Below are 13402 nucleotides of genomic sequence, written 5' to 3' on the forward strand. Positions count from 1 at the left end.
GTAGGTCATCGTCAAGATTAAATTCCGAAACCCCAATTGCGAAAGCAGTTGGGGTTTTGTTTTGCCCGCAGGAAAGTTTTTGCTCGCGTCAGCGAACAAATTTGCACAGTTATTTTCGAATCAGAACACTAGAATAGATCCCAACTTTTTCGGAGTCAGAGCCCTTATGTCGGATTCGGTTGACGCCCCCGGGCTGTCAGATTTACCGCTGGATGACTTGGTGGCCTGCCATGAGTGCGATCTGCTGATGCGCAAGCCCAAGCTTGCTCACGGCGAAAAAGCTCTCTGTCCACGCTGCGGTTACGAACTGTACGCTCACCGTCATAACGTGGTGCAGCGCAGTCTCGCCCTGGTCATTGCCGCGTTGTTGCTCTACGTGCCGGCGAACTTTTTACCCATCATGCAGCTCAATCTTCTCGGGCAATCGTCGCAGGACACTGTCTGGAGCGGTGTGATCGGTCTTTTCAACACCGATATGCGCGGTGTTTCAGTGGTGGTATTCCTTTGCAGCATGGCAATTCCGCTGCTGAAACTGCTGTGCCAATTGATTGTGTTGCTGACGATCCGTTTCAACACCGGACGCAGTTATGGCCTGCTGCTCTACCGCATTTATCACCACCTCAAAGACTGGGGCATGCTCGAGGTCTACCTGATGGGCGTCCTGGTCGCAATCGTCAAACTGGCGGACATGGCAGCTATCACCGTGGGCCTCGGTCTGGCGTGTTTCATCGGCTTGTTACTGGTTCAGGTCTGGCTCGAAGTGGTGATGTCGCCGCACCAGATCTGGCAGGCGTTATCAGGAGAAGATGCCCATGCGGGCGATTGATGCAGGCATTCTGATCTGTACCGAATGCCACGAACTGAACAGGCAGGATACCGACAGCGATGTGCAGACCTGCACTCGATGCGGTGCGCTGGTTCACGCCCGGCGGCCCAATAGTCTCGCGCGAACCTGGGCGCTGCTGATCACGGCCGCAATTATCTACATCCCGGCCAACGTATTGCCGATCATGACGGTCAGCTCACTGGGCCAGGGTGATCCGAGCACGATCATGTCCGGTGTCATCCAACTGGTGCAGCACGGCATGATTCCGATCGCCGCCGTGGTATTCATCGCCAGTATTCTGGTGCCGACGTTCAAACTGGTGGGCATCGCGCTGCTACTGTTTTCTGTGCAGCGTCGCCAGCCCTTGTCCGCCCGTCAGCGGATCTGGATGTACCGCTTCATCGAGTTCATCGGTCGCTGGTCGATGCTCGATATTTTCGTGATCGCCATTCTGGTGGCGGTCGTCAACTTCGGCCGGCTTGCCAGCGTCGAAGCCAATCTTGGCGCCATCGCCTTCGCCAGTGTGGTGATTCTGACGATGCTCGCCGCTGTCACTTTCGATCCCCGACTGATTTGGGATAACACGGAGTCGGACGCCGACCATGACTGATTTGCCTGTAGCGAAAACCCGACCGGCTTCGAACTGGTCCGCCATCTGGGTGTTGCCCCTGATCGCCCTGATTATCGGTGGCTGGCTCGGCTGGCGTGCCTATACCGAAACCGGCATCGAGATTCAGGTGCGTTTTGAAAGTGGTGAAGGCATTCAGGCCAACAAGACCGAAGTGGTCTACAAAGGCATGCCGGTCGGCAAGGTGAAAGCCCTCAAGCTCGATGATGAAGGCAACTCCAAAGGTGTCATCGCGACCATCGAGATGAACAAGGATGTCGATCAGTACCTCAAGACCAGCACCCGATTCTGGCTGGTCAAGCCAAGCGTGACCCTGGCCGGGATCACCGGTCTGGAAACTCTGGTTTCGGGTAACTACGTCGCCATCAGCCCCGGCGAAGGCGAGCCGACTCGCAAGTTCAAGGCCCTGGCCGAAGAGCCACCGCTATCGGATTCCAAGCCCGGCCTGCACTTGACCATCAAGGCCGATCGCCTCGGTTCGTTGAATCGTGGCAGCCCGGTTTTCTACAAACAGATCAAAGTCGGTCAGATCAAAAGTTATGTGCTGTCGGAAGACCAGAGCACGGTCGAGCTCAAGGTATTCATCGAACCGACCTACGCCAAACTGGTGCGCAAACACACCCGTTTCTGGAACGCCAGCGGCATCAGCATCGACGCCAACCTGTCCGGCGTGAAAGTGCGCAGCGAATCTCTTGCCAGTATCGTCGCCGGCGGTATTGCCTTCGCTACCCCGGAGAACCGCAAGGACAGCCCGCCCACCGATCCGAGCCTGCCGTTTCGTCTTTATGAAGATTTCGACGCGGCCGCCGCCGGCATCCGTGTGAAGGTCAAACTCAGCGATTTCGAAGGCCTGCAGGCCGGGCGTACCCCGGTGATGTACAAGGGCATTCAGGTCGGTAACCTGAAAGCGCTGAAGATCGATCCGGACCTGTCCAGCGCAACCGCCGAGCTGACCCTCGATCCGCTGGCCGAAGACTATCTGGTCACCGGCACGCAATTCTGGGTGGTCAAACCTTCGATCTCACTGGCAGGCATCACCGGTCTGGAAGCGTTGGTCAAAGGTAACTACATCGCGGTCCGTCCGGGCGACAAGGGTGGTGCGCCACAACGTGAATTCGAGGCCCGGCCAAAAGCACCGCCGCTGGATCTGCGCGCACCCGGGCTGCACCTTGTGCTGTTCACCGACACCCTCGGTTCGATCGATGTCGGCAGCCCGATTCTCTACAAGCAGGTCAAGGTCGGTTCGGTGCAGAGCTATCAGTTCTCCAAGACCCGCAAGCAACTGGTGATCGGCGTCCACATCGAGAAGGAATACGAAAACCTGGTCAACGCCTCGACCCGGTTCTGGAACGTCAGCGGCGTCACGCTGACTGGCGGTCTGACGGGCGGCATTCAGGTCAAGAGTGAATCGTTGCAGACCCTGATGGCCGGCGGCATCGCCTTCGAAACGCCGCAAGCCAAGGCACCGCTGCAAAAACGCATTCCACGCTTCCGTCTGTTCGCCAGCCACGACGAAGCGAATCAGAAAGGCGCTGTCGTCACCATCAAGGTCGATCGCGCGGACGGTCTGCGCAGCGGCACACCGGTTCGCTTCAAAGGCCTGGACGTCGGCAAGATCGAAAGTGTCGACCTGACCGATGATCTGCAATCGGTGATCCTCACCGCGCGCATCACTGAAGTGCCGGAGAAGATCGCCCGGGTCGGCAGTCAGTTCTGGGTGGTCAAGCCGGAATTGGGGCTGATCAAGACCTCGAACCTGGAGACCCTGGTTACCGGCCAGTACATCGAAGTGCAACCGGCGGCCAAGAACCTCGGCCCGCAGAAGAACTTCGTGGCCCTGGCCAATCCACCGGAGGTGACCAAGCAAGAGGCTGGTTTGAGTCTGGTATTGAGCGCTGCTCGTCGTGGCTCGCTGAAACCGGGTGTGCCGGTCACCTACCGCGAGATCACCGTGGGCAAAGTCACCGGTTACGAACTGGGCCAGACAGCGGATCGCGTACTGGTGCACATCCTGATCGAACCGAAGTACGCGCCACTGGTGCGCAGCGGCAGTCGCTTCTGGAACACCAGCGGCGTCGGTTTCGATATCGGCTTGTTCAAAGGCGTGACCATGCGCACCGAGTCGCTTGAAACAGTGATTCAGGGCGGTATCGCCTTCGCCACCCCGGACGGCGAGAAGATGGGCAATCCGGCCCGCGCCGAACAAACCTTCCCGCTGTTCGACAAGTTCGAAGACGAGTGGCTGAACTGGGCGCCGAAAATCCCCCTCGGTAAATAATCCGGGAAATATGGGGCGTTGTTGAGGGCGCCTTCGCGGGCTTGCCCGCTCCCACAGATTTTTTGTTGAATACAAATTTGTGTAAGACATCAATCCCTGTGGGAGCGGGCTTGCCCGCGAAGAGGCCCTGTCATTCAGCACAAAATTCCAAGACATAAAAAAGGGCCGCGATCCAATGGATCGCGGCCCTTTTTTGTACCCGTCAGTTACGCATCAAACCGCATCCAGCTCCGGCTCGTCCGCTTCGACGTTGATCGTGGCCTTCACCACATCGTGGCGACGGATGTACTTCCAGTCCGCCTCGTCGATGTAGATGCCGGCCGGGCCGCTGCCACCTTCCAGGTCGATGGCGACACTGGCGCAGACCTGCGGCTTCACGCTCGCCAGAATCGGCACGAAGCCCAGTTGCAGGCTGGTTTCCAGCAGGGCGGCCTGGTTCTTCTCGTCGATGTCCGCCGCCTCGTCGAGATAGTACGGCAGACGCACGCGGCCGGCCAGGTCGCGGTCCATCAAGTGCAGCAACAAGTACATGTTGGTCAGCGCCTTGATGGTCATCGTGGTGCCGTTGGACGCCGCGCCGTCGATATCGGTGTGGATCACCGGCTGGCCGTTGACCTTAGTGATCTCGAACGCCAGTTCGAACAAGTCCTTGAGGCCAAGCTGGTTGTGGTTCGCCGCCACCAGCCGTGCCAGGTATTCCTTGGCCTCTTCGTTCTTGTTGTCCTGTTCCGCACTTTGGCTCAGGTCGAACACCGACAGGGTTTCGCCTTCTTCGTACTGACCGGCGCTGTGGATGATCTGGTCGATGTGCTTGAGGGCTTCCTTGTTCGGTGCGAGCACGATGCGGAAGCTCTGCAGGTTGGACACCTGACGCTTGTTGATCTCGCGGTTGAACAGCGCCAGTTGGTGCTCGAGGCTGTCGTAGTCGCTGCGGATGTTGCGCAGGGTTCGGGCAATATCGGTCACGGCTGCACGACGGGCCTTGCCGAGGGTCAGGGCTTCGTCGGTACGGTGCGCGTAAGCGTTGATCAGCAACGACAGGCGGCGCTCCATGTCGTCTTCGCTGTCGAACTTGGCCACGCCCTTAAGGCGAACCTGTGCGTAAAGCGCTTCAATCTGACCGTCGGCACGCAGCAGGCCTTGCCAGCTGTCCTGATAGTCGTTGAGCAGCGGCAGCAGGTTGTCCATCGAATCGTCGACCGGATCCATGAACGGCGTACCGAACGGCAGGTCTGCCGGCAACAGCTGACGGCGACGCAGGGCGTCGTCGAGGGTGCGTTGCTTGGCTTCCATGTCGGCGATCTGCCGGCCGACCAGTTGCAGCTTGGCCGACAGTTGCTGGACGCGCTCGGTGAACGCATCGCTGGAGCGTTTGAGTTCGTCCTGCGCGGCCTCCATCTGCGCCAGTTGCTCGAGCTTGTCGCCTTCTTCGGCGCTCAAGGTCTGGGTGCGACGGAAGTCTTCCAGCGCCTTCTGCGCATCCAGTACCTGCTGGTACAGCGCCTCGGTCTGGGTCTTGCTCGCAGCGCGGTCGGCGGCTACGGCTTGTTGGGTCTTGAGCTGCTTGAGCTCTTTTTCCAGGCGTTCTTTCTGATCGCGCAGCGCGGCGCGGTCGGCCAGCGCTTGCAGCGCCGGCGGCTCGATGTGCGAGATGTCGATCGACAGGCCCGGCACTTCGAAACGCTCGCCCTTGAAACCGTCGAGGATCAGCTCGACCGACTTCACCCATTCGCCATCCTCGTCGAGGGTGATGCCATGTTCGCCCAGCGGCAGACTGAACAGCGCGCTGTTGAACAGGCGCATCAGACGTTCGACGTCCTGCTGCGAGAACTCTTCGCGCAGGCGCGCGTAGCTGTTGTTGTCGGCGTGATCGAGTTGCTGCTTCACCGACTTCAGGCGTTTTTCCAGATCGCGAAGACGTTCCTCCAGATCCTCGGCGCTGAACTGACGGGACTGCGCCAGTGCACCGGCCAGTTCGTCGTGAGCGTCCTTGGCCGCCAGCAGTTGCTGCTCCAGCACCTTGACGTCATCGACCAGCGCAAAGCGGTTTTTCAGTACCGACAGTTCGCCGAGCCAGCGCTGGATGCCGGAGATTTCCCGTTCCAGACGCATCAGTTCCTGAGTGCCACCCCGCTGATCGTTTTGCAGGTCGTCCTGCTCGCGACGGTAGTGCTCGGCCTGAATTGTCAGCTCTTCCTTGCGCGCCGTTGCGTAGTCCGACCAGGTGCCGAGCAACGAGTCGAGCAGTGGCGACAGGCGATGCAGTTTGCCGCGCAGCACATCGCGCTGCTTCACGCCATTGGACAAGGCTTCGACCAACGGGCCGGCAGCCACCAGCGAGTTGTAATCCTGTTCCATGCGCCGCACGTCGCGGAAGGCTTCTTCGCACGCCGCGATGTAATCGACGCTGCCGGAACGCAGGCTGTGTTCGAAGGCATCGAGGAACAATTGCTTGAGCTTGGCTGCGGTGATTTCGCGCATGTGCAGCAGGTTGATGAACAGCGCGCGGAAAGTCTTCAGGCTCTGCTCGCTGGTGGAGCGCAGCGGGATCAGGGTCAGATCCAGCGGGATCGACGTGTGACCGCCAACCAGCAAACGGCGCAGCTCATCCGGCTTGAGTTCGTAGGCTTTCAGACCTTCTTTCTCAAGGTTGCTGAACAGCTCTTTCTGACGCAGGCAGGTGTCGTTTTTCTGGTAGTGAGCCAGGTCGAGCTTGCCGGCGTAGGCGAAGAACTGGTGACCGAAACCGCCACCCGGGCCGCGACCAACCACGCCGATCACGTGCGGGCCGTGGGGCAGGTTCACTTCAACGAGGATGTAACTGGTGTCGGAAGCAAAGTAGAAGCGCCGGGATTGCTCAAGGCTGTACTTGCCGAAGCTCATGTCCGACATGCGCGCCAGGATCGGGAACTGCAAGGCGTTGATCGAGGCGGATTTGCCGAGGTTGTTCGCGCCGTAGACCGACAGCGGCTCTTCCAGCGGGAACAGGCCGAGGCTGTAACCGGCGGTGTTCAAAAGGGCAAAGCGGCGGATGCCGTAGCGTTCCTGGCTCATGCATCGGACTCCTGTTCTTCGGCAATGGCGCGGGCCAGTGCGTCTTCTTCACTCTCTTCCTCAAATTCGCTGAGATCGAGCGGGTCGTCGGTGGCGAGGAATTTGGCCTCGGCGGCCTCGTCGATCAACACCGGTGCCGGCAGCGGCAGAACGCTGTGCACGCTGGCCGCCAGGTCGCGGTCCTGCTGAACCGACAGGCAGACGTCTAGGAAGCGGTGCATCGGCGGCAGGAAACGGTACACGCCGTTTTCCTCGCTGGCGAAGCCGAGCTGGGTCATGCGGCGCATGATCTTTTCTTCCAGCTCTTCAACGGTCTGCACTTCGGCCTGGATGAACAGGTCGCGGTACTTTTCCAGCAGCGACGGCAGTTCTTCGCGGCCGAGGCTGCCGCCGTCGAGCACGGCGATCGGATCGCGGCCCTGATCGGCCAGATGCTCCACCAGGATGAAAGTGAACAGCGCCAGACGCTGAGCGGTCTTGTTCACCGCTGCGGCAGCCATGTCCGGCACGAAGTAGTAGAAACCACGGGTGTCGCAGACCAGTTCAAAACCCAGTGCCTTGAACAGCGTGCGGTACTGGTCCTGGAAATTCGACAGTTGTGCATACAGCTCAGGATCACGACGGCTGACGTGGTAACCCTTGAACAACTCGCGGAAGATCGGCGCCAGTTGCGACAGTTCGGAAAGATCAAGATGCATTAGACGTACCTGCAGAGAGGGTGCTCGCAGAATCCTCGGTGGCGTCGCCGGCCGAGAGCAGGGCGAAGGAGCGCAGGCTGACCTGGTGCTCCTGAGTGTGGTATTCGCGGCGTTCCAGACGCTCGCGCTTGAAGCGTTTTTCCCGCGACAGGCGCGAGAACCAGTAAAGCAATTCGTCGGTCGCGCCGTCCGGCTCCTGCTCCAGCAGCCAGGTCATCAGATCCGGCATCGGCAGGGATTCTTCGCAGCGGTCGACCATCTCGCGCACGGTGCGCGGTGCGCGCGGGGCATCGCCGGTTTTCTGCGACTTGTGTGCTTTGGGGAAACGCGCCGGTTTCGGCTCGAAACGGGCGAGGGCGTAGACGTAGGCTTCGACCTGACTGGCGCTGCCGAGGAAGGTGCTTTGCGGCCGGGTGAACAACGGCATCGCGGCTTGTGGCACGGCGTCGATGCCTTTGCGGCGAATCGCGGCGAGGGCGAGGGCGGCGCCACGGGTGACGGCGTTGTGCCGGCGCGCTTCTTCACGCAGCGGCAGCAACAGCTCGCGGGCGTGACGCAGGGTCAACTGGGCGCTGGTCTGCATTTCGAGTATGCGCGCGTGGGTGCGCAGCAGCATGTCGTCATCGACCAGATGGCCCAGGCGCTGCTGTTCGCTGAGCATTTTCAGCAGCACGGTTTCGACCTTGCGCACGCCTTGTTCGAAGGCGCCGTCGGCGTTCACCAGATCGATCATCGGCTCGACGTATTCGTCCCAGGTCGCCAGTACTTCGGCGTAACGCTGACGCAGCGGAATCTGTCGGTCGCTGGTCTTGGCCCGTTCGGCCACGGCCACCAGCGCCTGTTCGTCGTTGTCGAGTTTCTTCAGAACGTCGCGCACGCGCATGTCGAGCAGGCGCAGCTGACGGGCCAGATCATTGCCGTCACGGACGTCGAACGCATCCTGGATATAACCGGCCAGACGCTCGAGGTGGCGCAGATAGGCTTCGATCTCCAGGCACAGGCCCAGACGGTGCTCGCGGCGCAGGTAGGCCAGGAAATCGTGGATCTGCGCATTGAGCTCGAAACGGTTCGGGCTTTTCGCCACGGGAACCAGAATGTCGAGGCGGATCCACACGTCGAGCAGGCTGGTGATGTCCTGCGGCGTGCTGTCCAGTTGTTGGGCGGCCAGTTGCGTGCGCAGTTCGTTGAGGCTCAGGGTGCCCTGGTCGAAGTGCTCGCACAGTGGCTCCAGAAGTGCCCAGTGTTCAGCGAGGGCGCGCAAGACGCGCTTGGGTTCGATCATCGGAATGGCCGGCTGGTTGGCGATTAAAAGCCGCGATTGTACTGCATCACGAAGGATGCGATTCACTCTCGGGACGGGCTGTCGCTTTTCTTTGCGTCAAGTTATCGGTCAAGACTATCGATCAACAGCGCGCGATCTTGAGCGAAGGGCGGTAGAATCGGCGCACTTCAGTTATCCACAAGTGGCCGACCCTTGCTAATCGAGTCCCGCCGCCGCGCCTATTTGAACGCCATGCAGGTGGTCAACTGGCTGCCGCGCACTGAATTGCCCTTTGCCGCCCCGTCGCGGCCCGAGCTGCTGGACATGCCCGAGCCCGAAGTTGCCGCGCCGCAGATCCCGGCAACCCCGGTCGAAGCGCCGGTGCAGCCGGCCGCGCGTCCGGTCGAACGGCCGAAGATCGAGATTGCGCGACCTTCGCCGGCCAGTCCCCGCACGGGCGCCAAACCGGTCGAAGAAGTCGACGAAACACCTGTGGTGTCCAGGCCGGCACCGGTGCCGCCACCGCGGTTTGCCCTGCAATTGCTGCGCGCCGGCCGTTGCCTGCTACTGGTGGAGTTACCCACAGGCGAAGCTTTCCAGTCCCGCGATCCTGCCTATCTGTTACTTAAGGACATGCTGCGTGCCGCCGGTCTGCCGGACGCGCCGCAGATTGTCGGTGAGCCGGTGCGTTGGCCATGGCTGAACCGCGGCACGATGGATCAGGGACCGGAAGCGGCCCGGGATTTCGTCCAGGGTTTCCTGTCGGTGCAGATGGAGGCGGCGCCGTGCGCCTGCCTGTGGCTGATCGGACTGCCGGCGGTGCGCTTTGCCGGTGAAGCGGATGCCGAGGCGTTCAACCGTGAGTTGCAGATCGAGGGTCTGGGCCTGGCGTGGGCGGTGCCGGGGCTGGAATTGTTGATGGAAGAGCCACAGCGCAAGGCCGCCGTGTGGCAAGCCATGCGTCGGCTGATGGCGCGCTGGAAATAATCGAATGAGTGACGCTGTATCGTTTCGCCCGATGACCGAGGCGGATCTGGACGCTGTGCTGAAGATTGAATACGCCGCGTACAGCCATCCGTGGACCCGCGGGATTTTTCTCGACGGCCTGGGCAAGTACCAGATCTGGCTGATGTTCGAAGGTGAGCAGCAAGTGGGACACGGGGTGGTGCAGATCATCCTCGATGAGGCGCACTTGCTCAACATCACAGTCAAGCCGGAAAACCAAGGGCGCGGACTGGGGCTGACCCTGCTCGAATACCTGATGTCCCGCGCCTACGCGGCCGATGCCCGGGAATGTTTCCTGGAAGTGCGCGACAGCAACACGTCAGCCTTTCGCCTGTACGAACACTATGGCTTCAACGAGATCGGCCGGCGCCGGGATTACTACCCGGCGGTCGGCGGGCGTGAAGATGCCGTGGTCATGGCCTGCACGCTGGTCAATTGAAACGTTGAAGCATCGCGGGCAAGCCCGCTCCCACAGGTTTTAGTGTCGTATACATAATTTGAGTACGACCCGGATCTCTGTGGGAGCGGGCTTGCCCGCGATGGCGTCCTGTCAGGCAATACAAATCAACGCTTGCGATCCAGCGGATCGCGGCGCGCCAGCTCCGCCTCATCCAGTCCGTTGCCGCCGCCGATGTCGTCCTCGTCGACCACGCTCAGATCCCAATCGGCCTGATTGTCGCCGCCGAGCTCCTGGGCATCCCGGGCACCGTCCTCACGGATCAGGGTTTCCGGGCTCAGGTCATCGTCGGTGGGCTCATGGTCGGCGGTCGATGCCCCGGTAAAACCCGCTTCGCGCACACGCTCACGGGGCAACAACTGTTCGCGCTCGCGCTCGGGCAGTTCCTCGCCGATCTTCGCGCTGGGCTGTTCGTCGTCGAAGTCCAGCTCATGCACTGAACCCATGCGGTCTTCGTTATCATCGATGGGCTCCGGTTGCACCGCATCGAAGGGACGTCGTGAATCAGTCATGGCAATTCCTCATACTGTGGGCCTTACTGGGATGGACTCACCGGGCGCACCAGAAATTCAAAGCAAATCACCCTTGATTCCGGAGTGACCCCGACCGGCGGTCGACTGTCATACCAGCGCATCTTTCTTGAGGCCTTACAGCATGCATGACTTACAAGACCTGATTGATAACAACGAGCGTTGGGCTGACGCGATCACCAAGGAAGACCCGGATTTCTTCGCCAAGCTGGCCCGCCAGCAGACACCGGAATATCTGTGGATCGGCTGCTCCGACGCTCGGGTGCCGGCCAACGAAATCGTCGGCATGCTGCCGGGCGATCTGTTCGTTCACCGCAACGTCGCCAACGTGGTGCTGCACACCGACCTCAACTGCCTGTCGGTGATCCAGTACGCGGTGGACGTGCTCAAGGTCAAACACATTCTGGTGACCGGGCACTACGGCTGCGGCGGTGTGCGGGCGTCGATGCAGGATCGCCAGTTCGGCCTGATCGACGGCTGGCTGCGTTCGATCCGCGACCTGTACTACGAAAAGCGCGAAGAACTGGCCAAGCTGCCGACCGAAGAAGAACAGGTCGATCGTCTGTGCGAGCTCAATGTGATCCAGCAAGTGGCCAACGTCGCCCACACCAGCATCATCCAGAACGCCTGGCATCGCGGGCAGAGCCTGTCGATCCACGGCTGCATCTACGGCATCAAGGATGGTCGCTGGAAGAGCCTGAACACCACGATCAGCGGTTTCGAGCAATTGCCGCCGCAATACCGCTTGCGCCCGGTCGGCGCGCCTTGATCGGTCGTTCAGCGTAAACCTTGCCGACGCCGCCAGCTCAGCAGATAGCGCTGGCCTTCAAGATTGGGTGATTCGTCGTAACCGGTGATCCACCCACGGCAGCGCGAGGACCCGCAACCGCAGGCGAACTGGCGCAGCAGTTTGTCTTCGGTGGCGGTGTAGTCCACCGTCAGCCGTTCTCCCTCGACAATATCTCGCAGGGCCCACACCCATAACTCGCTCATGTCGAGAAAGGTGTTCGGGTCGCAGCAATGCTCGAACGCGCCGCAAAAGCGCGGATCGTAGAGATGGATACCGGCCAGCATCTGCCGGGTCTGCCGACAGCGATAAGGCAGCAGTTGGCCTGAAACCCGACACATTCGGGTGATTCGCAGGAATGCCCGGCACGCTATGACAGCGGTGGCCACCCCTTCGGGGTCGTGAACAATCTGGAAATCCTGCTTCGACGGAAATCCGAGGCGGACGGGGAGTCCGGCAAAAGGATAAATGCCTTCGGTATCGCGTGCCGGTTTGCCCGGTAATGCGTATGTGTTCATAACGGTCCCTGTTGGCTTCGGTGTCGCGACTTCCGTCGGCTGACGTCCTGTCAGTCCTGCAACACGCTGATTGGATCCAAGATCCTGCAAATTACCCTAGCGGTCTACTGTCAGATCTGACAGTCGAAATAGACGCTTTCCCGCGTCAGCCAGGACTGACACGGGAGCACCACATGTCCGTTCAGAGATGGGCGGCGGGCGCGGCCATGTCCGGCAGCGGGCTTTTCAGCTGTTGCAGCTGGGATTTGATCGGTGCGGTCGAGCAGGTCTTGTCCGCTTGTGCCACGGTCTGGTTGCGGATCGTGGTGTAGAACAGCTCGCAGGTCTTGGCTTTCTGTGTCACTTGCCAGGTCTGGGTGCAGCTGTTGAGCAGGGTCTTGGGATCGGTGCCGGGTTTGCTGCCCATTCCGGCCTGCCAGCAGGCGGCGCTCAAATCTTGTCCCATCACCTTCAGACCGGCTGCATCGGCCTTGGCCTGGGCATCGTCGCCGGTGTAGTTGCTCGGATCGGCGGCGTACCAGATGTAGCTCGGGTGGTTGGAACCCAGCACCGGCACGTTCACGCCCGCGCTCGGGCTGATGGTTGCCAGACCCAGTACGTTCACGGTCGCCCCGTATTGCTGCTTGATCCAGTTACGCACCGGCGCACCAAAGGCAACCATCGGCAGCACGGCGCCGCTGGCGTTCTGGCTGACCTGCTTGACCATGGTGGTCTGGTAATCCTTGAAATAGTCGTACACGCCTTCCAGATCCTTGCCGGCGCTGGCGGGCGCGGCGATCGGGGCGATGTCGATGATGGTCTGGTAAGCCGGCGTCTGATCGGCGGGGATGCCATTGTCGGTCAGCAGCGCGGCCCAGCGGTCGGTGGTGTTCGAGCGCAGGTAATCCTGGGCCTGGGTCAGCGAGTAATCCGGCGGGAAGTGCAGCAGCTCGACACTTTTACGGTTTTCCAGAGCCATGCCGAGTGGCAGGAACAGGTACCAGCTGTACGCCCATTTGCCGTCGGCGTTGAGTTTGCTGGCGCCGTTATAGGCCAGGTCGCCGGCGTCCAGCAGCGCGGTCAGCGGTTTGTCGTAGCCCTTCGGTACGCCGCTGATTTCGGCGTAGAGCTGATCGTTGTCGTTTTTCACCAGCACTTTGGCGTTGGTGTAGCCGTCGCGCTGCACGCTCTGGCTCAGGTAATGGGCGACGGTCTGCTCCAGCGTCCAGTTGCGAAAGCAGATCACGCTGCAATTGTTGGGGTAGGCGAAGAGACGGGTAACGCGCTCGGTGCTGCCCAGTTTCAGGTCGACATCGGCGTGGGCGGCGGCGCTCAACGTGAGCGCCGCGAGGGTGAGGCCTGCAAGTTTCAACATGCTCAG

At 60.8% G+C, this 13402-nt stretch carries 12 protein-coding genes; 6 read left to right on the forward strand and 6 right to left on the reverse strand.

The window, feature by feature from the left end; genetic code table 11:
- The first annotated feature begins 166 nt into the window (after positions 1–166).
- Genes MKZ87_RS11420 through MKZ87_RS11430 form a run of 3 tightly spaced genes read left to right on the forward strand, consistent with a single transcriptional unit; the run spans position 167 to position 3732 of the window.
- The gene (locus MKZ87_RS11420; protein WP_085701831.1) at positions 167–826 is read left to right on the forward strand and encodes a paraquat-inducible protein A; all 660 of its coding nucleotides are present in this window, start codon (positions 167–169) and stop codon (positions 824–826) included.
- Positions 813–1436: a paraquat-inducible protein A gene (locus MKZ87_RS11425; protein WP_007951771.1), complete on the forward strand. Its 624-nt coding sequence runs from the start codon at positions 813–815 to the stop codon at positions 1434–1436. Before MKZ87_RS11420 ends, MKZ87_RS11425 begins: the two co-directional genes overlap by 14 nt.
- A complete protein-coding gene (locus MKZ87_RS11430; protein WP_085700924.1) occupies positions 1429–3732 on the forward strand; it encodes a PqiB family protein in 2304 nt (767 codons plus the stop codon). The genes MKZ87_RS11425 and MKZ87_RS11430 overlap by 8 nt, the downstream gene beginning before the upstream one ends.
- A 213-nt stretch (positions 3733–3945) precedes the next feature.
- On the opposite strand, the gene mksF is transcribed toward MKZ87_RS11430, so the two are convergent.
- From mksF to mksB, 3 genes are read right to left on the reverse strand one after another with little or no spacing between them, the layout of a single operon-like run.
- Entirely contained in the window at positions 3946–6786 is a 2841-nt protein-coding gene (gene mksF / locus MKZ87_RS11435) for an Mks condensin complex protein MksF (RefSeq protein WP_266200917.1), read from the reverse strand.
- Positions 6783–7484 (reverse strand): Mks condensin complex protein MksE, encoded by a 702-nt coding sequence (mksE, locus tag MKZ87_RS11440; protein ID WP_007951764.1) that lies wholly within the window; start codon positions 7482–7484, stop codon positions 6783–6785. The genes mksF and mksE overlap by 4 nt, the downstream gene beginning before the upstream one ends.
- Complete coding sequence (mksB, locus tag MKZ87_RS11445) at positions 7474–8766, reverse strand: Mks condensin complex protein MksB (RefSeq protein WP_170929660.1); 1293 nt, start codon at positions 8764–8766, stop codon at positions 7474–7476. The genes mksE and mksB overlap by 11 nt, the downstream gene beginning before the upstream one ends.
- Positions 8767–8997: 231 nt before the next feature.
- Here mksB and MKZ87_RS11450 point away from each other — a divergent pair, with 231 nt between their 5' ends.
- A complete protein-coding gene (locus MKZ87_RS11450) occupies positions 8998–9732 on the forward strand; it encodes an energy transducer TonB (RefSeq protein ID WP_266201042.1) in 735 nt (244 codons plus the stop codon).
- A gap of 4 nt (positions 9733–9736) precedes the next feature.
- Complete coding sequence (rimI, locus tag MKZ87_RS11455; protein ID WP_266200918.1) at positions 9737–10189, forward strand: ribosomal protein S18-alanine N-acetyltransferase; 453 nt, start codon at positions 9737–9739, stop codon at positions 10187–10189.
- Between the two features lie 125 nt (positions 10190–10314).
- Here rimI and MKZ87_RS11460 read toward each other — a convergent pair whose 3' ends face one another.
- Positions 10315–10719, reverse strand: a complete 405-nt coding sequence (locus tag MKZ87_RS11460; RefSeq protein WP_266200919.1) for a serine kinase/phosphatase — start codon at positions 10717–10719, stop codon at positions 10315–10317.
- A gap of 142 nt (positions 10720–10861) precedes the next feature.
- Between MKZ87_RS11460 and can the strand changes: the two genes are divergently transcribed.
- Positions 10862–11506, forward strand: a complete 645-nt coding sequence (gene can / locus MKZ87_RS11465; protein ID WP_007951756.1) for a carbonate dehydratase — start codon at positions 10862–10864, stop codon at positions 11504–11506.
- Positions 11507–11514: 8 nt separating this feature from the next.
- On the opposite strand, the gene MKZ87_RS11470 is transcribed toward can, so the two are convergent.
- Together MKZ87_RS11470 and MKZ87_RS11475 are read right to left on the reverse strand one after the other, a co-directional pair.
- Entirely contained in the window at positions 11515–12042 is a 528-nt protein-coding gene (locus tag MKZ87_RS11470) for a lysine methyltransferase (protein ID WP_085700918.1), read from the reverse strand.
- Between the two features lie 181 nt (positions 12043–12223).
- Positions 12224–13396: a hypothetical protein gene (locus MKZ87_RS11475; protein WP_266200921.1), complete on the reverse strand. Its 1173-nt coding sequence runs from the start codon at positions 13394–13396 to the stop codon at positions 12224–12226.
- Positions 13397–13402 lie beyond the last annotated feature (6 nt).

Source organism: Pseudomonas sp. MCal1 (genome assembly GCF_026341415.1).
Taxonomy (GTDB): Bacteria; Pseudomonadota; Gammaproteobacteria; order Pseudomonadales; family Pseudomonadaceae; genus Aquipseudomonas.

What these genes read in the sequence shown, in the direction of transcription:
- mksE (WP_007951764.1), bottom strand. Translation starts at nt 7,484, where the DNA reads ATGCATCTTGATCTTTCCGAACTGTCGCAACTGGCGCCGATCTTCCGC.
- rimI (WP_266200918.1), top strand. Translation starts at nt 9,737, where the DNA reads ATGAGTGACGCTGTATCGTTTCGCCCGATGACCGAGGCGGATCTGGAC.
- MKZ87_RS11430 (WP_085700924.1), top strand. Translation starts at nt 1,429, where the DNA reads ATGACTGATTTGCCTGTAGCGAAAACCCGACCGGCTTCGAACTGGTCC.
- MKZ87_RS11475 (WP_266200921.1), bottom strand. Translation starts at nt 13,396, where the DNA reads ATGTTGAAACTTGCAGGCCTCACCCTCGCGGCGCTCACGTTGAGCGCC.
- mksB (WP_170929660.1), bottom strand. Translation starts at nt 8,766, where the DNA reads ATGATCGAACCCAAGCGCGTCTTGCGCGCCCTCGCTGAACACTGGGCA.
- MKZ87_RS11470 (WP_085700918.1), bottom strand. Translation starts at nt 12,042, where the DNA reads ATGAACACATACGCATTACCGGGCAAACCGGCACGCGATACCGAAGGC.
- MKZ87_RS11425 (WP_007951771.1), top strand. Translation starts at nt 813, where the DNA reads ATGCGGGCGATTGATGCAGGCATTCTGATCTGTACCGAATGCCACGAA.
- MKZ87_RS11460 (WP_266200919.1), bottom strand. Translation starts at nt 10,719, where the DNA reads ATGACTGATTCACGACGTCCCTTCGATGCGGTGCAACCGGAGCCCATC.
- MKZ87_RS11450 (WP_266201042.1), top strand. Translation starts at nt 8,998, where the DNA reads ATGCAGGTGGTCAACTGGCTGCCGCGCACTGAATTGCCCTTTGCCGCC.
- can (WP_007951756.1), top strand. Translation starts at nt 10,862, where the DNA reads ATGCATGACTTACAAGACCTGATTGATAACAACGAGCGTTGGGCTGAC.
- mksF (WP_266200917.1), bottom strand. Translation starts at nt 6,786, where the DNA reads ATGAGCCAGGAACGCTACGGCATCCGCCGCTTTGCCCTTTTGAACACC.
- MKZ87_RS11420 (WP_085701831.1), top strand. Translation starts at nt 167, where the DNA reads ATGTCGGATTCGGTTGACGCCCCCGGGCTGTCAGATTTACCGCTGGAT.